We start from the raw sequence: 22,643 nt of genomic DNA, 5'->3' as shown, positions 1-22,643 counted from the left end.
TAAGAATATTCAGAAATATCTTTGCTCATCAATACTTAGCTTAAGTCGAGCTTTTCAAAATTTAGGTTTTAATACCGCACCAGCAAGTTTAGCTTCGCAAAAAAATCTGTGTAACACATGTGTATCAACAGACATAAAAAGTGTGTGGCAATGCCATGAGAACAATTGATTTACACGCAGAATAAGTGAGATGGCGTCCCCACCTGGAATCGAACCAAGATCTAAGCCTTAGGAGGGCCTTGTTTTATCCATTAAACTACAGGGACTGAGTTTAGCGCCGAGCATTATGTACTAGCTAAGTTGGGATTTAAAGCTTCTCGTGTTTTTATCGGCGTGATACAAAGTCGTTTGGCTGAATATTAGCCAGCGGTGCGCCTGATATTGATTCGACTATGGCTGTTTCGGCAAACACTTGTCGTACGATGACTTCTTCAGGGTGCAATTGGAATTGCCTGTGGGGCAGGTTTTGGGTATCAAAAAATTGATTCATTTGGAACAAGGTTAATTTGTCGCCTTGTTTAACGCCATTGAGTTTGCCAATGTTAATACTTAGACTTTCACCTGTTACCTTAAGTACCCGTCCAAATGCCGCTAAACAACTTACTGATTCGTCTATTGATTCCACCATAGTTTGGATGATCTTTTTAGTGGCGATCCCAAAGTTTGAGTCCCATAGTTGATGGCTGTTGCTGTTGATAGAGGTGTGAAGATCAAAGTCCCATTGAGCTGAGATATTTTGGGTATCTTGGAATACCGTTTCGCCAGAGTTGCCGTCTAACATTGATAATTGCAAAGTTAGGTTGCGACTATTTTGATTTTTATCCCAAAACGCAAATCCAGAAGTTCGAGTGGTTTCTAATCCAAATTCGATAATTTCACCAAATAGTACGTATTGGGCATTGGTTTTTTTCGCTAGGCTATAGGCTGTGGCTTTTTGCTGTTTGATTGGCGTTGTTAAATAATAAGGTTCGACGCGGTGAATCAAGGCATGTCTAGCATGATTTTGAGCTTCTTCTTGAATTTTCTCTGCTAACACTTTGCCGAAGTCGTAAAGGTTGCCTACGGCAGCTTGTTGCCGTTTATTGATGTTGTACCAAGTGGTTACAATATTTTTTTTGTAATCTGATGCAGAGCATAAAGCTTCTTGTGGAAAGATATCGGCTCTTATGGATACGGTAACGTAGTCGTCGTGGTAAATTTCGTCTATCAATTCAATGTTGTTTACTTCACCTGAAGCACGTATTTCGAATCGGTCGTCTTCTAGCAAACCGTTGACTAAAGATTGAATACTTTTCACAGAGGCGCCAGAAAACAATAACGCCTGCTTCACGGCTTCCTGGGTGGCCTGTTGTCGTGCGGCTTCTTTTTCACCATTGTGAATAACGGCTTGTCCTGTAGCCTCAAACCACACCGCCTTAGCTGGGAAGCAGTTGACAATAAACATCAACGCGGCACCTATTTGTATTAATCTTACAAGCTGCATAAATTACCTTCTAAATCTGAGTAAAGTGATTCTTGGGATAAGACACCGTCAAATTTCAGACTGATTTTTCATTCTTTACCTTCGTATGGCTAAGTAAGCACAAATCGTACCTATAATGGACTTTGTTATAGCAGTGTGGTTTTTAGGTACGGTTATTGCTTTACGATAACTATTAAAATCACATTGATACAATGATCAGCAGGGTGTTAGGAATATGGGCAATAGACTAAAGGTTAACAAATCAAACAGTCGATATTTAGTTTTAACCGCTGTACTTGGTTTCTTTTTAATGGGGTGTACCAGTGTTTTTGATAAACATGTTGAATGGGAAACCGTTGCTCCCAAGTCCTACCCCGTTATTTTGGCCATTGGTTATGCACCTATTTCAGTGCAAAAAGGAGCCAGTGAGTCCAGTAAAATGTTGATGGCACTGAAAGCGTCAAAGTTAGATGCATACCGAGAACTCACTGAACAAGTATACGGGCAAAAGGTAGAAGGTGGTCAATCGCTGGCGAGCTTAGTTATCGAAAATACCCATTTAAATAGTTCTGTTCAAGGTGTAATAAGAGGTGCCAAAGTGGTGAAAAGTTATCCTGTTGGCAATGACACATACGCCACTGAGCTAGAGCTAGACTTTAAGTTAGTCAACGATATTTACCTATCTACGGCGCGTCCTAAGCGGGTTAAAAAAGTCCACTATTACTAGATGGTTTGTATTAGAAATAGTAGAAACGCCTTGTAGCGATGGGCTTTTAGACATCGATTATGGTTGGCGTTTTTTCTAGGAATTCAATGTGGTTGAACACGTTTAGCTTTTGTTGGCGACTCGCTTAAACGCTGGTGCCGCCGCCGCTTTTGTTACCTCGAGTACGTCCACTTTTATCGTAAGTCATTGATTCTTTTGCTCGAGATTCTAATAACAGATTACGTAGGTGCTCAAGTCGCAATTGGCCTTGTTCTACTGCGGTCTGATTAATTTGAGTGCGAAACTTACACTGATTAACCATTTCTTTGGCTTGATTAAATAACCCAACTATTTCTTCGTCGTCTTTTTGATCTTGGGTGGCTTTCCCATACAAGTCGGCGATAACAGTGTCTTGTTGTTGCACTGAGTCAAGTAAGGCTTCTTTGGTTTTTAACATGCTGATGAGGGATTCAGCATCTCTGCTACTGATGAGGTGAAGTTCAGTTTCAAGAATCTGTTGTAGTTCTATTAATAATGTATGTTGACTTGTTATTGCTTTTTTTAATTCAGACATAAATTTTAATCATAATTAAAGACAGCCTCCATTATGCTGTCTTTATGCTTTAGTACCAAATATTTCTGTTTCTAAGGCTGAAATCTTTTGAGCTAAGGCCTCAGGGTTGATTTGATATTCGCCACGTTGAATCGCTTTTTTCAATTTATCAACCTTTTCTTGGTTGACTGGTGCTTCCGTTCCTTTTTTCTGCACCTGATTTAATTGTTGTGCTGATGATGTCAAAGACACCGAATCTGCACGAGCAGCAACTGTGGCCGATTTTTGTGCACTTGTATTTTGTGCACTACCGTTATTCAAAGCCTGCTGTTGCTGGCTAAGCTTTTGGTTATCAAGCGGTGCCTTTGGGCTACCGTTGTTTATGTTATTAATTGACATAATGAATACCCACTCCCTTTAATTATCCTCATTACATGTATCGGCTACGATCTCGGATACTTTAGCAAAAAAAACAAATAACAGCACTAAATCAATAGCAGTGTATAACTGGCGGTTGAATAAGCGCATTAGATGTTTATTTCTACTTTACCTGTTCCCGCTACGCGAGCGTAAATCTTCTTATTGGAACGCCTATTTTTAACCTGAATTGTCTCACCCATTCTGCCGTCTTCAAGCGCCACACCACTGGTTTTAACTAGCATACTGGTATTGCCTGCAGAAATTGTGACATTGTCGCCTTTGCACACATAACATAGGTTGTTGGGGTTAACAGGTCTTCCTGCGGTAACTCGACGTTTAATTCTCGCGCCAACTACATCTTCAATATCGGCAAACGTACTACTTCTTAAGGTTTTCTTGTTCATGTTAATGACATGAATATTATCAGTGGTTAACAAAGTACCTGGACTGACAGTACTCGATATCACCACAACAGGTTGGGTCTCGGTGGCCTTAACCACCATAAAAATATACCAATTGCTGTCACTACATTGTGCTTTTACCATTACGTTGGATTGACTTAACGCTTCTGGCGTTGAAGAAAAGGTTAAAGCAGAGTGACAAACAGGAACCTGTACTCGAGGATCAATTGGTGTAGCGGCTACATCAATTGTTTTGATACTATTGGGATCAAGTTGATTTAAAACAAATTGTTCTGCTTGGCTAGCTAATTGCTGTTTCGTTAAATTATTTTCGTTTGCCGCCGTTATACCTGTATATAAACAAGTCGTTATTGCGAATAATCTGGCTAATGCTTGATAATAATATAATTTATTCATGTTCACTTGTTGTTAAGTTGTCTATGCTAAGGGCATATTAACGAAAGCAAAGGCGTCAAAATTTAGACGCTCGAATAGACAATCTTTCGGTTACTATTGCTAAGCTCAGTTAATGAGTGACGTTAATAGTCAATTAGTTGCGGTTTTGCGCAATTTAACTACATCGTATTCGTACTTAAACCATAGTAAGCAAAAGTTACGCCGCTTTTATTTCGTATTGGAGTTATACATGTCTGAAATTATGAACTCAGTTAATCAACGTACGCAGTTGGTTGGTGAAAACAGATTAGAGTTATTGTTGTTTAAACTTAATTCAAGACAACGTTTTGGTATAAACGTGTTTAAAGTGCGTGAAGTATTGCAGTGCCCACCGTTAACTTCGATGCCTAAACTAAATAAGTTGGTAAGAGGTATTGCGCATATTCGTGGTCAGACTATTTCTGTGATTGACATGAGTTTGGCAACGGGTGGTAGAAAAATTGAAGACTTAAGCACTGCCTTCATTATTATCGCTGAGTACAATAGTTCGGTTCAAGGGTTCTTGGTGGGGTCAGTTGAGCGCATCATCAATACTAATTGGCAGTCTATTATGCCTCCACCAAAGGGCAGTGGCCGAGCCAGTTATTTAACCGCTGTTACGCAAATGGAAGACGAGCTCATCGAGATTTTAGATGTTGAAAAAATTCTCAATGAAATTTCACCTGTTAATACTGATCTAAGCGATGATTTAGCCAGTAATTTACAGGTCGAAAATAAGCAAGAAAAGATCATCTTTATTGCTGACGATTCCTCTGTGGCTCGAAACCAAATTAAGAAAGCGCTATCGGCGCTGGACTTAAATATTGAATTGGCAAAAAATGGTTTAGAAGCATTACAAAGGCTAAAAGAAATTGCTGCTGAAACGGGTGAAGTAACCGACAGGGTCGGGGTGCTGATATCGGATATTGAAATGCCAGAAATGGATGGTTATACACTTACAGCTGAAATTCGAAATACTCCCGAGTTAAAAAATTTGCATGTTATTTTACATACTTCTCTCAGTGGTGTGTTTAATCAGGCAATGGTTGAGAAAGTTGGAGCGGATGACTTTATTGCTAAGTTTCACCCCGATGAGCTGGCCACCTCAGTTAAAAAATGGTTTGGAAACGACTAGTAGATATTACGCAAGTTGTGAATAGAATTAGTTGCAAGGGATGTAGTGAATTTAAATTTATGCTGTTAGAGAGTTTTGAGTGAGTGACATAGAGTTTGATCAGCAGCATTATATTTCTTTTAGTGATTTCTTGGAACGAGCATGCGGTATTGTTTTAGGCGAGAACAAACAATATTTAGTGCGCAGTAGATTGACACCTTTACTGAAGCAATTTGGCTGTAGCACTATCAATGCCTTGATTGATTCGGTGCTAAAAGGCAATCGCCAGCATCAAACCGCCGCGATTGAAGCCATGACAACTAACGAGACCTTGTGGTTTCGTGATGAATACCCGTTTAAATTGCTTGAAAATCCTCTACTGAGTTTATTCTCTTCTCAAAATAGAAAGCTAAGAGTGTGGAGTGCCGCTTGTTCGTCAGGCCAAGAAGCGTATTCCATTGCCATGACAATCTTAAATTATAAGAAAAACCGTGCTAATAGTTTTCGCTCCGGTATTGAAATTATCGGGACTGATATTTCTGAAGAGATGTTACAACGATGTCGAACCGCCGAATACGACCCATTGGCGATTTCTCGTGGATTACCTGCAAAGTTTAAAACCGACTTTTTTGACCCCGCAGATAACAATAAGTTGAAATTGAAACCTTCGATTACAGACTTAACTCAGTTTAAGTCTTTCAACTTGTTAGACAGTTATTCTTCTCTAGGAAAGTTTGACATCATTTTTTGCCGCAATGTACTGATTTACTTTTCTGCTGATGTGAAAAAACAAATACTGCAAAAGATTGCCGCCTGCCTGCAAGACGACGGCATATTATTCCTCGGCGCCTCTGAATCTCTCTCAGGTTTAACCGATAAATTTAATATGGTGAGATGTAGTCCAGGCCTATATTACGTTAAAAAACCTATATAAAACCTTACCTTAGTCAGATTTTTATTATTAATTTTATCTAGTGGCACAGCCTTTGCTCTATTTCGTTCAATAGAGGAGAAATACATGGCCATTAACCTAGACAAATTGATGGGTTTTCATCATCAGGCACTACAAATCCGTACCGATCGTATGGAAGTACTAGCGGGAAATCTAGCCAATGCTAATACCCCTGGCTACAAAGCGAGAGACATCGACTTTCAAAAGGCGATGAAAAGTGCCCAGCAATCTAGGGGCCACACGCTAACTCGGACCAATGAGAATCACATAAAAGGTACATCCTTTGGTACTGGTGATCTGCAATTCCGCGTTTCAACTCAACCCGATACCGGCGATGGCAACACTGTCGACGTACAAGTTGAAAGAAACACATTTTTAGATAACGGATTGCGTTATCAAGCGGGCATGGAATTCCTCAACGGCAAAATTAAAAGTATGAAAAAGGCCCTAAGTGGAGGTCAGCAATAATGAGTTTGTTTAACGTAATGGACATTGCTAGTACAGGTATGAGTGCACAAAGTGTACGTTTGAACACTACCGCTAGTAACGTAGCCAATGCCAACAGCGTCAGTAGCAGTTACGACCAGACCTATAAAGCACGCCATGCAGTATTTGCAGCAGAGCTAGACCATGCCTCGGGGCAAAGTAATCCTGGTTCGAGAGTTCAGGTTTTGGGCGTAGTTGAAAGTTCAAAACCGTTACAAATTGAATATAGCCCAGGTCACCCTATGTCTGACGAAAACGGCTATATCTACAAACCTAATGTCAATGTGGTTGAGGAAATGGCCGACATGATGTCTGCTTCAAAAGCCTATGAGACAAATGTTCAAGTTGCTGATACAACCAAACGGATTTTCCGCAACGTATTAAGACTTGGTCAGGGGTCATAACATGAACTCTATATTACTTTGCAGCATGCAAACGTCAGGAGAAAAATCGTGGATACAGTGAATAATGGGTTAAATAGCTCACTCTATTGGCAACCTGAAACTACTGAAGTCGCGGATAATAGTAATCAGACCCTTTCGCAAGAAGATTTCTTTTCGTTATTGACCGAACAGCTAGCCAATCAAGATCCAACAAAACCAGTAGACAACGATCAAATGGTTGCCCAAATGACCAGCTTTACTATGGCTGACGGTATTCAGCAACTCAATACTCAGTTTGGTGACTTTGCTACTTCAATGACCTCAAACCAAGCACTACAGGCTTCTAGTTTGATTGGACAACAGGTATTGCTTCAAGGTGATATTGGTTATGTATCGTCCGAAGGGCAAGGTGTATCTGGTGTGGTGATTGCGGAGCAAAGTGTACGAGACTTAGAAATCACTATTGAAAATGAAATAGGTGAAGTGGTTAAAACCATTAACGTTGGTACGCAAGCAGCCGGCAATGTTGAGTTTAATTGGGACGGAACCGATTCAAGTGGCAACCCATTGCCAGTTGGCAATTATGTAGTGCGAGCACAAGGTGATGTAGACGGTGAATCAGTGGTACTTCCCACAGCAATCAATAGGCATGTAGACAGCGTCAGTCTGGCTGCAAGTAGTCAAGGTATCATTCTAAACTTGGATGGCGAAGTCAGTGTCACACTTGATGATGTTATTCAAATCGGCGGTTAACAGGAGAAATTAAATATGTCTTTTAACATAGCATTAAGTGGCGTATCGGCGGCACAAAAAGACTTAGATACAACAGCGAATAACATCGCTAACGTTAACACAGTCGGCTTTAAAGAGTCGCGAGCAGAGTTTGGTGACGTATACGCCCAATCTTTGTTAGCCGGCGGCAAAACTAAAGTGGGTGATGGTGTACTCACTCAAGAAGTGGCACAACAATTTTCTCAGGGTAGTTTGCAGTTTACAAACAACGCTTTGGATTTAGCGATAACTGGTAATGGTTTTTTCGGCACTATTCCTGAAATTGACTCAAGGGATTTTTCATTCACTCGAGCTGGTCAATTTAAGTTGGATTCTGATAACTTTGTGGTGAACTCTGCCGGTGACAATTTGTTAGGTTTTCCGGTCAATGCTGACGGCAGCTCTTCATCTGTTGCTTTAAGTACTACAGTGCCAGTGCGTATTCCTGATTCATCAGGTGCACCTCAAGAAACTACTGAAGTGGCACTAAAAATGAATTTACCAGCCGGTGCTGATCCGGTTGATTTGGACTTGTTTAATCCTGACGATCCTCTTACCTACAACGCTGCTACCTCGGTAACAGTATTTGATACCTTAGGTGATAGTCATGTCATGACTTACTATTTTATGAAAGATGCGTCAGCAACTGGTAATGAATGGGTAGGGGTAACTTATTTAGATGATTATCCGTTAGATACTGAAGGGGATACACCAGGTGTAGGCGCCGCAGGTGGTACAGGACCAAACGTTGTTGGTGAGACATCTTTGGGCGCAGGTAGTGGTGTGTCGGGGTATCGCATGATCTTTAGTAATGGTGGTGATTTTCAAGCCACTCAAAATGCTGATGGTACTTCGATCTTAACCGGTGATCTGCAATCTGTACCTATAGGTGCAACTATATTTGCAAATGGTTCAGATCCCACTCAAACCATTACTACTAACTTTACCTTAGACTCGGCGAATGCTACGGCTAACGAACCCACTCAGTTTGCTTCTGCTTTTGAGGTGACCTCTCTAGAGCAAGATGGTTTACCGGTAGGCAGATTAACGGGTATTGAAATTGGTCCTGATGGCTTAGTACGTGCCACATACTCTAACGGTACTTCAGAGCCCATAGTACGAGTGGCGCTGATTCGTTTTGCTAACGATCAAGGGTTAACCCAACAAAGTGGTACTCAGTGGCAAGAAAGTATTTTATCAGGTGAAGCACTTGCAGGTGAGGCGACTACAGGTACATTTGGTGAGATTAATTCATCAGCTTTAGAGCAAGCGAACGTAAACTTAACCACTGAACTTATCGATATGATCATTGCTCAGCGAAACTTCCAAGCTAACTCAAGAGCGTTGGAAGTGAATAACCAACTTAATCAAACAGTCCTTAATATTCGTTAATAACTAACTGATATTTATAGCTTTATTAGGCTGCTTTCGAGCAGCCTTTTTTATATCTACCCAGAATACCTTTTTCTTATCTAGATGGCATCTTACTTGCAGTTATTCTAGTTAAGATCCAACAAAGTCAATTTTCTGTCATGGATAAACTACTTTACATCGCCACTAGTGGCGCCAAGCAAGACTTACTCGGTGCTTCAGTGCGGGCCAATAACCTAGCTAATGCGCAAACCACAGGGTTTAGAGCACAGCTTGAACAAGCGCGAGCTATGCCCGCTTTCGGCGAAGGTTTGCCTACCCGGGTGTTTTCTATGACAGAAAATGCCGTTAATAATTTTGAAGGTGGTCCGCAGATCCAAACTGGCCGAGAGTTAGACTTGGCGATACAAGGTGATGGTTGGTTTACGGTACAAGATGCACAAGGCAATGAAGCATACAGCCGTAACGGAAGTTTTGAGTTAGGTCCTAACGGCGAGCTCAAAGATTCTCACGGTAATACGGTGGTTGGGGATTTTGGTCCGGTATTTCTACCTATTCCTTTATCGAATATCAATATAGCCAACGACGGTACGCTTTCAGTTAGGCCTCAAGGCGCACCCGAAACTGTGTTGGAAGAAGTGGGCAGACTTAAGCTGGTTAATCCAAACGTTCGTGATATGGAGCGCGGGACTGACGGTTTATTTCGCTTGAAAAGCGGAGAACAAGCTCAAGAAGATTTAGTGGTTAACGTTCGCACCGGTGTACTTGAGGGCAGCAATGTTAATCCGGTGGAAGAAATGGTCAATATGATCAATTTACAACGTCATTATGAAATGCAAGTCAAGATGATGAAACAAGCTCAAGAAATTGATACCCGTGGCAATGCGTTGTTACGCATTATCTAAGACTACTCTTAGGCAAATTTTGCGGGTTCGAATATCAAGGCTGTTGGCGAAATAGGCTAACAAACGAATTTTTAGGAGACAATTTATGCATCCTGCATTGTGGATAAGTAAAACAGGCTTAGACGCCGCTCAAACTGACGTATCCGTTATTTCCAATAACTTGGCAAATGCTAGTACAGTAGGATTCAAAAAAGACCGAGCTATTTTTGAAGATTTGCTCTATCAAAATATCAATCAACCGGGAGGTCGTTCCTCAGCTGACACCGAGTTGCCTTCTGGCTTGATGTTAGGTGCCGGTAGTAAAGTGGTTGCGACACAAAAAGCGCACACTCAGGGCAATATGCTCACAACCGAAAACTCTTTGGACATGATGGTTCAAGGCAAAGGTTTTTTTGAAATTTTACAACCAGACGGCAGTGCTGCGTACACTAGAAACGGTCAATTCACCTTAAATGACCAAGGGCAAATTGTGACACCAGGGGCTGGGTTTTTATTACAACCTACCATCACTGTGCCTGAAGACGCACAACAATTAACTATTTCTCAAGACGGTGAAGTATCAGCCACAGTTAGAGGGCAAGCGGATCCTCAAGTTCTTGGGCAAATTAACCTTTCCGATTTTATCAATCCCACTGGTTTGCAGCCAGCAGGGCAAAATTTGTATGTTGAAACCGCTGTCAGTGGTGCACCTATTGAAGGGGTGCCTGGACTAGAAGGTATCGGCACCATAGTACAAGGTGCGCTCGAAACATCTAATGTGAATGTAACCGAGGAACTGGTCAACTTGATTGAAAGTCAGCGTTTATATGAGATGAACTCGAAAGTTATTTCGGCCGTTGACTCAATGTTAGGTCAGGTTATTCAGCAGCTTTAATGAGAGAGCAACTATGATGATTCAATTGAAGATACTCAACTTGTTAATTCTATGTTTAGGTTTACTAGTGTTAAGTGGTTGTCAGTCTACTGCTAACCGAGACCCTCTTCCTAATGATCCTTTTTATGCGCCAATTATGCCGGATATTCCACAGCAAAAAGTAAACGACGATGGCGCCATTTTTCAAGCTGATATGGCCAATAACTTGTTTGCTGATGTTAAGGCAAGACGAGTAGGTGACATCATAACGGTTAACCTAGAAGAAAATACTCAAGCCACTAAATCTGCAGGCACCAGTACCTCAAAAGCGACTGGGGTTGAGGTGAGTCCAATAATAGGATTGGGAGGAAATGCTCTCAATATTGGCAACGAGTCCATCCAATTAGGTCTTGATTCGACTAATGATTTTGAAGGTGATGCAACTGCCAATCAAAGTAACAATTTATCTGGCAGTATTTCTGTGACAGTGGTTCAGGTGATGGCAAATCAGAACTTGTTGGTTAGAGGAGAAAAATGGTTGACCTTGAACAGTGGCGACGAATATATCCGTTTAACAGGTGTGGTTCGTCCGGCCGATGTGAGTCCAACCAATGAGATTGAATCAACCAAAATAGCTAACGCTCGAATTCAATATAGTGGTACCGGTAGTTTTGATACCGCCCAAAAAGAAGGCTGGCTAAGTGGCTTTTTCTCATCTGAGTATTGGCCGTTTTAACGTGGAGAAATACATGAGGTCAATTATATCCCTAGTGATAGTGACCAGTTTAATGCTGTCGCCCGTTACTTTTGCGCAAAGAATCAAAGATTTGGCATCTGTACAAGGCGTCAGAAGTAACCAGCTGGTGGGTTATGGCTTAGTGGTGGGCTTGCCGGGTACAGGGGAGCAGAGTCCTTTTACTGAACAAAGTTTTCGAACGATGCTTTCAAATTTTGGGATCAGTTTAGATAGCAGTGTCAAACCTAAAATTAAGAATGTGGCCGCTGTAGCGGTTCATGCTGATCTCCCTCCCTTTATTAAGCCCGGTCAGACTATAGACGTTACAGTGTCGTCTATTGGTGAGGCTGCTAGTTTGCAAGGCGGCACATTAGTACAAACCTTTCTAAAAGGTTTAGACGGCAAAGTGTATGCGATAGCACAAGGTAGTCTAGTGGTCAGTGGTTTTGGCGCGCAAGGTGGTGACGGTTCTAAAATCGTGGTTAATACCCCTACTGTAGGTCGAATCGCAAATGGTGCCATAGTGGAGCGCGCCGTAGCCAGTGGTTTTATGGAAAATGACTTTTTGACTTTAAATTTGAAATACCCCGATTTCACGACAGCTAAGATATTGGCTGATACCATTAACCGCAGGTTAGGGGCCGATCCTGACAAAGGTTATATTGTTGCTACTCCTATTGATGCTGCGTCGGTTCGGGTTACGGCTCCGAGAGATGTAGGGCAAAGAGTTGGGTTTCTCGCTACCTTAGAAAACTTCGAATTTGTACCGGCTAAGGCCTCGGCAAGAGTGGTGATTAACAGTCGTACAGGCACAATAGTAATAGGCCAAGATGTGCGGCTTTTACCGGCGGCGATTACTCACGGTGGACTCACTGTCACTATTGCAGAAAACCAAACTGTTACGCAACCTAATGCACTAGCAGAAGGGGAAACTGTGGTTACGACGCAATCTATAGTAGACGTGAATTTAGACGACACCCGTATGTTTAGTTTTAATCCTGGGGTGACCCTGGATGAGTTAGTTAGAGCGGTAAATGAAGTGGGGGCAGCGCCTGGGGATTTGATGGCAATATTAGAAGCGTTACGAGAAGCGGGAGCCTTACAAGGCGACCTCGTTGTGATTTAGGCATATCTAATGAATCAGTCACTGACGACGCAAGATCCCCTCGAATTATCTAGAAATGCCAATGATATTAAAGGTTTGGATAATTTGCGCCGTGCGGCTCAAAGTGGTGACAGTAATGCTTTAGATGAGGCCGCCAAACAATTCGAAGCAATCTTTGTGCAGATGATGCTTAAGTCTATGCGTAAGGCGCAGGATGTAATGGCTGATAAAGACAGCCCGTTTAACTCAGAACAAGTCAAATTTTACCGCGATATGCACGATACACAAATCGCTAGTGATTTGGCGAGCAACGGCAGTATCGGTCTAGCCGAAATTATTGTACAGCAACTAGGAAACACTGATAACGGCTATATGCCCGCTGGTGCTTTGCGTAATGATGGCAATCTTTCGAGTATTAATCGCAACACTATTATCAGCACGCAAAACGCCCAAAATGAAGTGCTGGGCGAACCGTCGCCTAAAACCTTTCAATCATTTAAAACCGCCGCTTTTGAGGATGCGCAATCCTTTATCGAGCAACTTTACCCCGCAGCACAACAAGCGGCTGAGCAATTGGGTATCGATCCTAAAGCCTTGTTGGCACAAGCGGCGATTGAAACAGGTTGGGGTAAACATATGATCCACAATACCTCAGGACAAAATTCACATAATTTGTTTGGTATTAAGGCAGACCGTCGATGGCAGGGGGATCGCGCTATGGTAGATACTATCGAGTTTGAACAAGGTGTTGCAGCGACCAAAAAAGCCCCTTTTAGAATGTATGATTCCTTTGGCGAGTCGCTGCAAGATTATGTGAGTTTTGTGCAGCAAAATAGCAGATACCAAGAGGCAGTTAAACAAACTCAATCACCGCAAGAGTATTTTTCAGAATTGCAAAAAGCAGGCTATGCCACTGATCCAGATTATGCCGATAAGGTGATTTCAGTTTTTGAGGGCGAACAATTTAAACGCTATTCGGCGGAACAAACTAGCACTTCAGGTGCAGCAGGTAACATCAAATGATTACTAGCTCTAATAAAACCACCAGAACCGCAGACTTATTCTCCATTGCAAAAAGTGGCGTCAATGCCAGTAACCAATTGCTCAATACTACGGGCCATAATATCGCCAATGTTAATACCGATGGGTTTGTGCGTGAAAGGACTTCTTTCGAAAGTCAGTTAACGGGTGGAGTAGGACGTTCAACTACAGAGCGGGTGTTGAACGTTTTTGCGCAAAATCAATTGCGCCGCGATACAACCCTACAAAGTGACACCGAAACTTATTACAACAAAACTTCGGTTATCGATAATGTATTTGCTAGTGAAGCCAATCGAATATCTTCTAGCATGAGCCGCTTTTTTTCTGCTGTACAGACGGCAACGGATGACCCCACTAACTTAGCTGGAAGACAATTAGTCTTGAGTGAAGCGCAATCAATGATGGGCCAAATTGGTACTGTTTCTGGCTTTTTGCGCGACAAAGAAGAAGAGCTTAATGCAGAGCTCACTGCGCATATAGATAATGTGAACTCGATCATACAAAACATAGCGGATTTGAATGACGCCATAGTCATCAATCAAGCTAATAACCCTTATGATGAGCCTGGCACCTTAAAAAACCAACGAGACAACGCGATACTTGAACTGGCCAGTCTAGTGTCTATTGAAACCCGCGAGAGTTCTGGAAATGATGGTCGGATAATGATCAATCTAACATCAGGCGAATCCTTAGTTTTACAAGACGGGTCGTTTAATGCTTTAGAGGTTAATAACGACGCTGACCAAAACTATATGTCAATTCAATTGAGTAGTAATGGCAAGCCAACCACGCTCAATATTAAAGAGAGTGAAATTGGTGGAACCATTGGCGGGTTATTACGATATCGCGATGAAGTATTAGAAACTAGCCGCAGAGAATTAGGGCAGATAGCCTTAGCCATTACAGATGCAGTCAATACTCAAAACAGTCAGGGCATGGACTTAGACCAACAATTTGGGAGTGAGATTTTCGCTCTTCCTAATTTTGCTGGATTGGAATATCCAGATAACGTGAATGCTGCAAGTATAGTCACTGGACGTGTCACAGCGGGTGCTTCGGGAGAAGTGACCACTGCAGATTATCAGGTAACTATCAACAATGTGACAGCTGGCGCGCCCCCAACCTTAGACATCACAGTATCGGCATTAAATGCCGATGGCTCAATCATTAAAGATATTAACGGTAACGATATTACTCAAAATTATACTGCTGTTGAGGCGCAATCAGGTACTTTCACCCAAGTGCTCGGCGGTGTGGAATTAGAGTTTTCTAGTGGCGTGGGGTATACCGTAGATGATCAGTTTTTAATACAACCCACTAAAAATACAGCCGATTTAATTGACGTTGTTATGACTCGTCCTGAAGATTTGGCGTTGGCTTCACCTATTCGGGTAAACACCAATATTGGTAATTTAGGTGATGCTGAGCTTATATCGAGTACTGTGACTAATACATTAGTGGACAACAGTTTTACTAATAGCGCAGCATCAGCATTTGACGGTACGGGTGGCATTCATGGGCCCGGCAGCTCGCCAACTGGTGCGGGTGGCGTGGGAGCGCCTGCAGAAATTTTCTTTACTGCCAATGACGAATATGAAGTGCGAGACAGTGGTGGTAATGTAATTACTACAGTAACTGGGGTCACGGACTTAAATAATTTATTGGCGCAGGCGGAAGGCTCGGCTGGGTGGCCAGCGGCTTTTAGTGCGTTAGATGATTACCCAGGCTATGATTTATCGCTACAAGGTGTGCCTAGAGCGGGTGACTCGTTCACAATTGGCTATAACACTGATGGCCTAAACGACAATCGCAATGGGTTGGTAATGGCTGATTTACAGAACCAAAATACCATGCAAGTTAATAGCAGTGGTTCAGGTCAGTCTGCTACTTTTCATGAAGCTTATGCGAATATTGTCAGTGATATAGGACAGAAAGCGGCTAGTGCCGATATTGCGTTACAAGCAGCAGATGCACTTAAGTCCCAATCCAGTGATTGGTTCCAATCAGTATCAGGTGTGAGCCTCGATGAAGAGGCGGCAAATTTGGTAAGGTATCAGCAGACTTATGCCGCGGCAGCGCGTTTACTCGGAACTGCGCAAGATTTGTTTGATACGATTTTGGCTATTGTCCGCTAACTAAAGGTAAATTATGCGTATTTCTACAGGGCAACTTTACGATCGTAGTATCCAATCTGTATTGGATAATCAAGGCGACTTGTCGGATATTCAACGGCAACTCTCCTCCGGTAAAAAACTATTGCGTCCCTCAGATGATCCTGTTGGATCAGCGCAAGTTATAAGGCTAACTGAAGAAATTGATTTGCTGACTCAATTTAATAAAAATAGTAACTTACTGACCAATAGCTTAGAGCAAGAAGAAACAGTATTGAGCAATATCAATAATGCCTTGGATCGTGCTCGAGTGTTAATGGTTCAATCCGGTAACGGCATAGTCAGTGCCGAAGATAGAAACGCAATCGCCATTGAAATTGGTCAAATTCGAGATCAAGCGTTTGATTTAATGAATAGCCGAAACTCTAATGGTGAATATATATTTTCAGGATTTCAGTCGGCCTTGCCTGCATTTAGTTACGATGCAAGTGCTACTGGAAATAAATATGCTTTTGAAGGAGATGGCGGGCAGAACAATATTCAAGTGTCGGATACTGTGAGCTTGCAAATGAATAATTCGGGACAGGACGTATTTGAAAACGTCTTCGCTCGGCTAACCCCCTCTATTACCGGCTTTGTAGGCGCTACATCGGCATCGTTAGAAATGCAATCTCAAAGTGCTTTCGATAAGTTTCATGAAACAAACTATGACAGTGTCACCGCCGCGAATAATGAATTTCAAATCAGCATAGTTTCGGCAACACAAGTGCAAGTAACTAATGTAGGTACAGGTGCGGTTTTAGATACTCTTGATTACTCCAGTGGTAACGCATTTTTTTACCAAGGATTGGAATTTGATATTACTGGAACGACAGGGGATACCGTTAATTTCCAGTTGGATCCTCCACAGAAAAAGAGTATCGCTGAAACACTCAACGACTTTGTACTTGTATTGGAAAACAAAAATACCACCGATAGTGAGTTTGATGATGCCTTAGCTGATGCCCTAGTTGGATTAGATAACGCAAAGACAAGTATCGGCAACGCCATTTCAGAAATTGGTGGCAGAAGAAACACCGCCCAGACTATTTTAGGCTCTAACCTTGACTTGGAAATCTCTAACAAAGCAGCGCGTTCTAATATCGAAGAAGTCGATTATGCGGAAGCTGTATCTGAGTTAAGTCGTCAAGAAACCGCATTACAAGCGGCTCAAGCTACTTTTACTCGGGTAACGGGGACTTCGTTGTTTGACTATATCTAGCGCACAATATTATTGCTCAATAGCAAATGAATATTTATGTTTGCTAAATATATACAGCTTTTGTTGTCCTCATGGGAAGAATAATAACTGACAAACAGTGTGTCTTTTTTCAACAACAAACCTGGATAACTATTGTCTCCTGCTGAAGGTAAAATCAATAGTTCTTGTAATTTCCCATTGCTCAAATTTAACTTAAGTATGCCAGTGACAAGTTGCCCTTGGTTAACTATTCGCCCCGCTACCAAAGCAGTGTTTTCATCTAGTTTTGCCATTGTGGGACCGCCTACATATTCACCTAAATCTAACCACTCCCACTTTTTGAACGGATAACTACTAAGACCTAATTGTGCTGAATAACTGTCTGCGTCTCTGCGCACTAATGCATAAGCTTTATTTTGATCAAAAATCAGATCACTTTCGTTAGGGTATCCCTTTTGGTGTTTTTGTAGGCTTAAAGCAAAGGGTTGATGGCGATGAAAACTTCTTCTTGGATTGCCCGAATAAAAGTGCAGCGCATTTTGTTTTTTATTGTAGCCAAATCCATAGGCGAGATTGTTATACCACCTGACTCGCCATAGCCACCATCCTCTATCAGCAAATTCTTGGGCTGTTGACCAACTATGCCCAGTTTGTGATAACCAAGTTAAGTTTCTAGTTTCAGTCATTGTTTTTTGAGCGGAAACATGCCGAGCAAACGCGATGAGTAATAGCTGGCCATCTGGAGTAACGGTTAACTTTGGATCCCTTAGATCGACATTTGGGATCGTGATGCGATTTGAATTTAGTATTTTTCCTTGGGTATCCATAGTCAAAATACGAATAACTCCGTCAGCGCTCACATGATTTTCTGCTTCTCTGTAACAGCAAAATAACTGTTTATTAAACTCGCATAAGTCCGTAAAAGCACTGTGAGCCGCCGTATATCCAACCTTTTTAATCCAATTTATGCACATTTTAGAAATTTTTTAAAAATATTTAACTCATTGAAACTCAAGTAAAAGGTAAATGCAAAGGCGGCAATAAGTTGCCGCCTTTGCGAAAAAAGGCAAATTAATGTTAAAGGGAATTTTGTTTGAGTCGATACCATTTTCGAGAGAGCCAGTAGTAATGATTTTTTAATTTTAGAATCGTTACTCTATTAGTGTTAATTAACCAGCCGAATATTTATTCGGTCGCCAGCTTAGCTGGACTGAGAGTGTAGGAGAAAAACCATGAGTTTATTCGTAAACACGAATGTTTCATCATTGAACGCGCAACGTAATTTGTTTAATTCGTCGCAAACATTAAATACTTCTTTTGAACGTTTGTCTTCAGGCTTCCGCATCAACCGTGCGGCTGATGATGCTGCTGGTTTGCAGATCACTGACAGATTAACGACACAAGTACAAGGTCTTAACCAAGCTGCACGTAACGCAAATGATGCTATTTCTTTAGTGCAAACTGCTGAAGGTGCATTAGGCGAAGTGACTACATCACTTCAACGTATCCGTACACTTGCTGTACAGTCCCAAAATGGTATCAACTCTTCTGCAGACCGCGTAGCTTTGCAGAAAGAAGTGTCAGCCCTTAAAACTGAAATCACGCGTATTTCTACCGATTCACAATTCGGTAATTTAGATATTCTTGACGGTAGCTATTCAGCAAAGTTCTTAGTAGGTGCGAATGGTGGTCAGAATATTTCTGTTAACTTGGAAAGAACTAGTGGTTACGGTGCATCCGGTTTAGGAGTTGCTGCAACTGATGTTTCAACAGTTGGAGGCGCGTCTGCCGCACTAACTGCTGTATCAGAAGCAATATCAGCTGTAGGTGGTGTTCGTGCCGATTTAGGTGCATTGCAAAACCGCTTCCAATCAACCATTCGTAACTTGACGAATATCTCAGAGAATGTTTCAAGTGCAAGAAGCCGAATCAAAGATACTGACTTTGCCTCTGAAACCGCTGAATTAACTCGAAACCAGATTATTCAGCAAGCAAGTTTGACTGTGTTGAGTCAGGCTAACCAGCGTCCACAATCGGCTCTATCTTTACTAGGTTAATCTTTGCTGGGTTAGTCATTAAGACTAACTTCTGATTAGCCTAGGTTTCGAGACCCTTCTTCTGTTTAGGGGCTTAGAAGCCAGGGGGTAGTGCACTGGGTTGATAAGAACCGAGCAGTTGAGAGTTTCGCTCACTCTCTCAGAAAGAAGCGCGTATAGCCGGAGAATTTCTCCGGCTTTTTTCGTTGTCTAACTATTTGAAATATATGGGTTTTAAAAAGTAGTTCATTTTTTTACTAAAGGATTTTTGATCGAAGCACGATACATGGACATAGACGTTACGCATCTAATAAAAATATAAGCGAACGCCTCTACAGAAGCTCAATAATAATAAAAGAAAGGCTCTGTATCCATCTAGGCAACTAATAATAAAAATAGCCAGGTGGTGTTTACAAAAAAAATCGTTAGGAGATTTAAAATGAGCTTATTCGTTAGCACGAATGTGTCGTCGTTAAATGCAACTCGTCAGTTGTTTACGTCGAACAATAATTTAAGTACCGCGTTTGAACGCTTGTCATCTGGTTTTCGCATTAATACTGCAAAAGATGATGCTGCAGGCTTACAAATATCCAACCGTCTTACCACTCAAATTCTTGGGTTAGACCAAGCCGTTAGAAATGCTAACGATGGCATTTCATTAGCGCAAACAATTGAAGGTGCACTCGCCGAAACTACCACTGCTTTGCAAAGAATACGGGTGTTGGCTGTGCAATCACAAAACGGTATCAATTCATCTTCTGACCGGGTCGCTTTACAAAAAGAAGTAACTGCATTGAAGAATGAAATGAGTCGTATTGCTTCCACTACTCAGTTTGGTGGGGTAAATGTCTTAGATGGTATTTTTTCATCCGCTTTTTTGGTAGGTGCAAATGCGGGGCAAACCATTAGTGTCAATGTTCAGCGCAATGGCGGTTTCGGAGCTTCTGGATTATTTGTGGCAGATGCGTCTGTTTTGACTGAAGCGCAAGCTTCTGCAGCCATGACTTCTGTCTCTGAAGCTATCTCTATTATTGATGCTCAGCGCGCCGATTTAGGTGCGATACAAAACCGTTTCCAGTCAACCATCAGAAATTTAAGTAATATTTCTGAAAATGTCTCAGCGGCAAGAAGTCGTATTCGTGACACTGATTTTGCCGTAGAAACGGCAGAGTTAACCCGCTGGCAGATCATTCAGCAGGCTAGTATTACGGTGTTAGGGCAGGCCAATCAGCGACCACAATCGGCTTTACAGTTGTTACAAGGTTAATTAATAGAGAGTTAAGATGTGTAATCTTAGGAAATGCAATATTGTTGAGCAATTGCGGGGGCAGGCTGCAACTAAAACGAGGATAAGTTTATCTGTAGTGGATTGAATAACGAATACAGATAGAAGAAAAACGGTCGAATTGCAAATTGTGGGGACAGGCTGCAACCGACCGAGGGATTTAACATTGTTAAGTAATGTCAAAGCGTTATTACAAATATAGCGTGAGCGCTTTTTGGGATTTAACAAATTAAGCCGAGGCTTTTTTGTTAAATCGCTAACAAACAGAACAGACGCCAGGAGGTAGTGAGGTATTGAGGTTTAGGCCATCAATTCTGTTTGTTAGCTAGAGCATTAGCTCACTTTTGCATTTGCTTTTTGTGCTTCTAACACTTAACAAAACGCTAACCAGGGTACCAGCTAGCAATTATACAAAGCATATGGTGTGCCAAAAATGCAGCCATAATGACAATTTAATTTTAGCAATACCAAGTGATCACAGACACAAAAAAATAATAAAAGTCTGTGCAAGGTTAGGAGAGAAAAATGAGCTTATTCGTAAGTACTAATGTGTCGTCGTTAAATGCTACTCGCCAGCTATTTACGTCGAACAACAATTTAAGCACCGCATTTGAACGATTGTCTTCAGGCTTTCGAATTAACGGTGCAAAAGATGATGCTGCAGGTTTGCAGATTTCTAACCGCTTGACTACTCAGGTTTTAGGTTTAGATCAGGCGGTCAGAAATGCCAATGATGCTATTTCTCTATCGCAAACCATTGAGGGCGCGTTAGCAGAAACGACTACTGCATTGCAAAGAATTCGCGTGTTGGCGGTGCAATCTCAAAACGGCATTAATTCGTCTGCAGACAGAGTGGCGTTACAAAAAGAAGTAACAGCATTAAAAAATGAAATGAGTCGAATTGCCTCAACAACACAATTTGGTGGTGTGAATGTATTAAATGGTGCGTTCTCGTCTTCGTTTTTAGTTGGAGCAAATGCTGGGCAAACTATTAGTGTGAATGTAGAGCGCAGTGGTGGCTTTGGTGCGTCAGGATTATTTGTGGCTGACACGTCTGTGTTAACCGAAGCCCAAGCATCCGCCACTATGACTTCAATATCAGAGGCTATTTCTATTGTGGATGCCAAACGAGCAGATTTGGGAGCATTACAAAATCGTTTTCAGTCGACGATTAGGAATTTGAGTAATATTTCTGAAAACGTATCAGCGGCAAGAAGTCGTATTCGTGACACAGATTTTGCCGTTGAAACGGCAGAGTTAACCCGCTGGCAAATCATTCAGCAGGCTAGTGTGACTGTGTTGGGACAAGCTAATCAGCGACCACAATCAGCGCTGCAATTATTAGGCTAGTCTATAAGTTGGCGCAATAAAAAATTTAGAGGGTAGGAAATGAGAGGCCGCCCCGGGGCAATGCCCTAAAAAAGTAATAATGGATTGTTACTATGAATTGCTAGGGAGGGCGCTATTTATAAGCTATGGTTAATTATGAAACCTTAGTAGAACCGAGTTTGCTCCAACTCCTAACGTGAGCAAGTTGGTCGGGGACGCCTTATTTAAGGTTTTGCCCCGGCCTTTTTTAAACAAAGATCACAAGGGCTTGAAAGTGTAAAGTCTTGTGAAACAAACGAAGTTCCGTTTGGGTTTACATCTTAAGTGTGTAAATTAAAACGCCGACTAACAGGACAGAGAGTGTAGAAGTTTGGTTGAGAGGCCAGTATTCAGCTCTTCTAACCCCGCCAGTCGGACAGAAACCTTATTTGCTCCATCTCCTAACGTGAGCAAGTTGGTCGGTGGGATCCCTAACAGGTATTCCGCCGACCTTTTTTATTTAGTGATCAAATGCCTTAGCATCAAAGTCCCCACTAAACACAAAATCTAAAGCATGTAGTGTGCCAACGTTTAAAATGCATGGTTGTTTAGTTGGTATTCAGTGCAATCCTATATTTTCTCAATGCAACAAAACCTACTGGTTTTTCATCGATTCAGATGAGTTAACTGTGGTTGTTTCCGTATCCTTTGCTTTCTAATGTGCCCCTAGTGTTTTCGTCGCTTTATAGAACAGGGCACGACGCAAAAGTAAAAAGCTAAGTGTCGGTTCGAAGCAAGAGGGGAAATACTAAGGTGCCATAAAATCGAGTTAAGGCTAAAAAATTCTGCTGTAAGTTGTTATTTAACTCTAATAAAAACAAAGAGTAATAATAATACTTGAGCTGAGGGTAAAAAAATCCACAAAAAAAACTAAAGTTGCTGCAGCTAGGGCCGATAACGTTAGTTGAG

At 41.8% G+C, this 22,643-nt stretch carries 22 protein-coding genes and 1 tRNA gene; 17 read left to right on the top strand and 6 right to left on the bottom strand.

Features of this window, described 5'->3' with window-relative positions:
* Positions 1–191 precede the first annotated feature (191 nt).
* Positions 192–266 (bottom strand) — tRNA-Arg (locus KO534_RS02110).
* Positions 267–325: 59 nt separating this feature from the next.
* A complete protein-coding gene (locus KO534_RS02105; RefSeq protein WP_252731905.1) occupies positions 326–1,483 on the bottom strand; it encodes a flagellar assembly protein FlgT in 1,158 nt (385 codons plus the stop codon).
* A gap of 214 nt (positions 1,484–1,697) precedes the next feature.
* Here KO534_RS02105 and KO534_RS02100 point away from each other — a divergent pair, with 214 nt between their 5' ends.
* Positions 1,698–2,189, top strand: a complete 492-nt coding sequence (locus KO534_RS02100) for an LPP20 family lipoprotein (RefSeq protein ID WP_215926693.1) — start codon at positions 1,698–1,700, stop codon at positions 2,187–2,189.
* Positions 2,190–2,313: 124 nt separating this feature from the next.
* Here KO534_RS02100 and flgN read toward each other — a convergent pair whose 3' ends face one another.
* The 3 genes from flgN to flgA all read right to left on the bottom strand — a co-directional run bounded on the left by flgN (position 2,314) and on the right by flgA (position 3,959).
* Positions 2,314–2,742: a flagellar export chaperone FlgN gene (flgN, locus tag KO534_RS02095; RefSeq protein WP_215926691.1), complete on the bottom strand. Its 429-nt coding sequence runs from the start codon at positions 2,740–2,742 to the stop codon at positions 2,314–2,316.
* A 42-nt stretch (positions 2,743–2,784) separates the two neighbouring features.
* Positions 2,785–3,120, bottom strand: coding sequence for a flagellar biosynthesis anti-sigma factor FlgM (gene flgM / locus KO534_RS02090; RefSeq protein ID WP_215926689.1), 336 nt, complete (start codon positions 3,118–3,120; stop codon positions 2,785–2,787).
* A gap of 128 nt (positions 3,121–3,248) precedes the next feature.
* Complete coding sequence (gene flgA / locus KO534_RS02085; RefSeq protein WP_215926687.1) at positions 3,249–3,959, bottom strand: flagellar basal body P-ring formation chaperone FlgA; 711 nt, start codon at positions 3,957–3,959, stop codon at positions 3,249–3,251.
* Positions 3,960–4,188: 229 nt separating this feature from the next.
* Between flgA and KO534_RS02080 the strand changes: the two genes are divergently transcribed.
* From KO534_RS02080 to flgL, 13 genes are all read left to right on the top strand, one after another.
* The gene (locus KO534_RS02080; RefSeq protein WP_215926685.1) at positions 4,189–5,112 is read left to right on the top strand and encodes a chemotaxis protein CheV; all 924 of its coding nucleotides are present in this window, start codon (positions 4,189–4,191) and stop codon (positions 5,110–5,112) included.
* A 79-nt stretch (positions 5,113–5,191) separates the two neighbouring features.
* Positions 5,192–6,025: a CheR family methyltransferase gene (locus KO534_RS02075; protein ID WP_215926683.1), complete on the top strand. Its 834-nt coding sequence runs from the start codon at positions 5,192–5,194 to the stop codon at positions 6,023–6,025.
* Positions 6,026–6,109: 84 nt separating this feature from the next.
* The gene (gene flgB, locus KO534_RS02070; RefSeq protein ID WP_215926681.1) at positions 6,110–6,511 is read left to right on the top strand and encodes a flagellar basal body rod protein FlgB; all 402 of its coding nucleotides are present in this window, start codon (positions 6,110–6,112) and stop codon (positions 6,509–6,511) included.
* Positions 6,511–6,933 carry a flagellar basal body rod protein FlgC gene (gene flgC, locus KO534_RS02065; protein ID WP_215926679.1) on the top strand — a complete coding sequence of 141 codons (423 nt, stop codon included), beginning with the start codon at positions 6,511–6,513 and terminating at the stop codon, positions 6,931–6,933. Before flgB ends, flgC begins: the two co-directional genes overlap by 1 nt.
* Positions 6,934–6,981: 48 nt before the next feature.
* Complete coding sequence (gene flgD / locus KO534_RS02060) at positions 6,982–7,665, top strand: flagellar hook assembly protein FlgD (protein ID WP_215926677.1); 684 nt, start codon at positions 6,982–6,984, stop codon at positions 7,663–7,665.
* Between the two features lie 15 nt (positions 7,666–7,680).
* Positions 7,681–9,075 carry a flagellar hook protein FlgE gene (gene flgE, locus KO534_RS02055; RefSeq protein ID WP_215926675.1) on the top strand — a complete coding sequence of 465 codons (1,395 nt, stop codon included), beginning with the start codon at positions 7,681–7,683 and terminating at the stop codon, positions 9,073–9,075.
* A 140-nt stretch (positions 9,076–9,215) separates the two neighbouring features.
* The gene (locus KO534_RS02050; RefSeq protein WP_215926673.1) at positions 9,216–9,959 is read left to right on the top strand and encodes a flagellar basal body rod protein FlgF; all 744 of its coding nucleotides are present in this window, start codon (positions 9,216–9,218) and stop codon (positions 9,957–9,959) included.
* An 85-nt stretch (positions 9,960–10,044) separates the two neighbouring features.
* Positions 10,045–10,833 (top strand): flagellar basal-body rod protein FlgG, encoded by a 789-nt coding sequence (gene flgG / locus KO534_RS02045; RefSeq protein WP_215926671.1) that lies wholly within the window; start codon positions 10,045–10,047, stop codon positions 10,831–10,833.
* A 16-nt stretch (positions 10,834–10,849) separates the two neighbouring features.
* A complete protein-coding gene (gene flgH / locus KO534_RS02040) occupies positions 10,850–11,548 on the top strand; it encodes a flagellar basal body L-ring protein FlgH (protein ID WP_436836566.1) in 699 nt (232 codons plus the stop codon).
* Between the two features lie 13 nt (positions 11,549–11,561).
* Positions 11,562–12,674: a flagellar basal body P-ring protein FlgI gene (locus tag KO534_RS02035; protein ID WP_215926667.1), complete on the top strand. Its 1,113-nt coding sequence runs from the start codon at positions 11,562–11,564 to the stop codon at positions 12,672–12,674.
* Positions 12,675–12,683: 9 nt separating this feature from the next.
* Entirely contained in the window at positions 12,684–13,676 is a 993-nt protein-coding gene (gene flgJ, locus KO534_RS02030; protein WP_215926665.1) for a flagellar assembly peptidoglycan hydrolase FlgJ, read from the top strand.
* Positions 13,673–15,829, top strand: a complete 2,157-nt coding sequence (gene flgK / locus KO534_RS02025; protein ID WP_215926663.1) for a flagellar hook-associated protein FlgK — start codon at positions 13,673–13,675, stop codon at positions 15,827–15,829. Before flgJ ends, flgK begins: the two co-directional genes overlap by 4 nt.
* A 13-nt stretch (positions 15,830–15,842) precedes the next feature.
* The gene (gene flgL / locus KO534_RS02020) at positions 15,843–17,066 is read left to right on the top strand and encodes a flagellar hook-associated protein FlgL (RefSeq protein ID WP_215926661.1); all 1,224 of its coding nucleotides are present in this window, start codon (positions 15,843–15,845) and stop codon (positions 17,064–17,066) included.
* Here flgL and KO534_RS02015 read toward each other — a convergent pair.
* Entirely contained in the window at positions 17,063–17,905 is an 843-nt protein-coding gene (locus KO534_RS02015) for a hypothetical protein (protein ID WP_354667896.1), read from the bottom strand. The two genes, flgL and KO534_RS02015, sit on opposite strands and share 4 nt — an antisense overlap.
* Before the next feature lie 372 nt (positions 17,906–18,277).
* Between KO534_RS02015 and KO534_RS02010 the strand changes: the two genes are divergently transcribed.
* The 3 genes from KO534_RS02010 (at position 18,278) to KO534_RS02000 (ending at position 21,716) form a co-directional block, all read left to right on the top strand.
* On the top strand, positions 18,278–19,102 hold the full coding sequence (locus KO534_RS02010; RefSeq protein WP_215926657.1) for a flagellin: 825 nt from the start codon (positions 18,278–18,280) through the stop codon (positions 19,100–19,102).
* Between the two features lie 418 nt (positions 19,103–19,520).
* The gene (locus KO534_RS02005; protein ID WP_215926655.1) at positions 19,521–20,348 is read left to right on the top strand and encodes a flagellin; all 828 of its coding nucleotides are present in this window, start codon (positions 19,521–19,523) and stop codon (positions 20,346–20,348) included.
* A 543-nt stretch (positions 20,349–20,891) separates the two neighbouring features.
* Entirely contained in the window at positions 20,892–21,716 is an 825-nt protein-coding gene (locus KO534_RS02000) for a flagellin (protein ID WP_215926653.1), read from the top strand.
* Positions 21,717–22,643 lie beyond the last annotated feature (927 nt).

This window comes from Paraglaciecola arctica (assembly GCF_018861065.1).
In the GTDB taxonomy this organism is placed as follows: domain Bacteria; phylum Pseudomonadota; class Gammaproteobacteria; order Enterobacterales; family Alteromonadaceae; genus Paraglaciecola; species Paraglaciecola arctica_B.
This window is presented reverse-complemented; position numbering and strand designations above follow the sequence as displayed.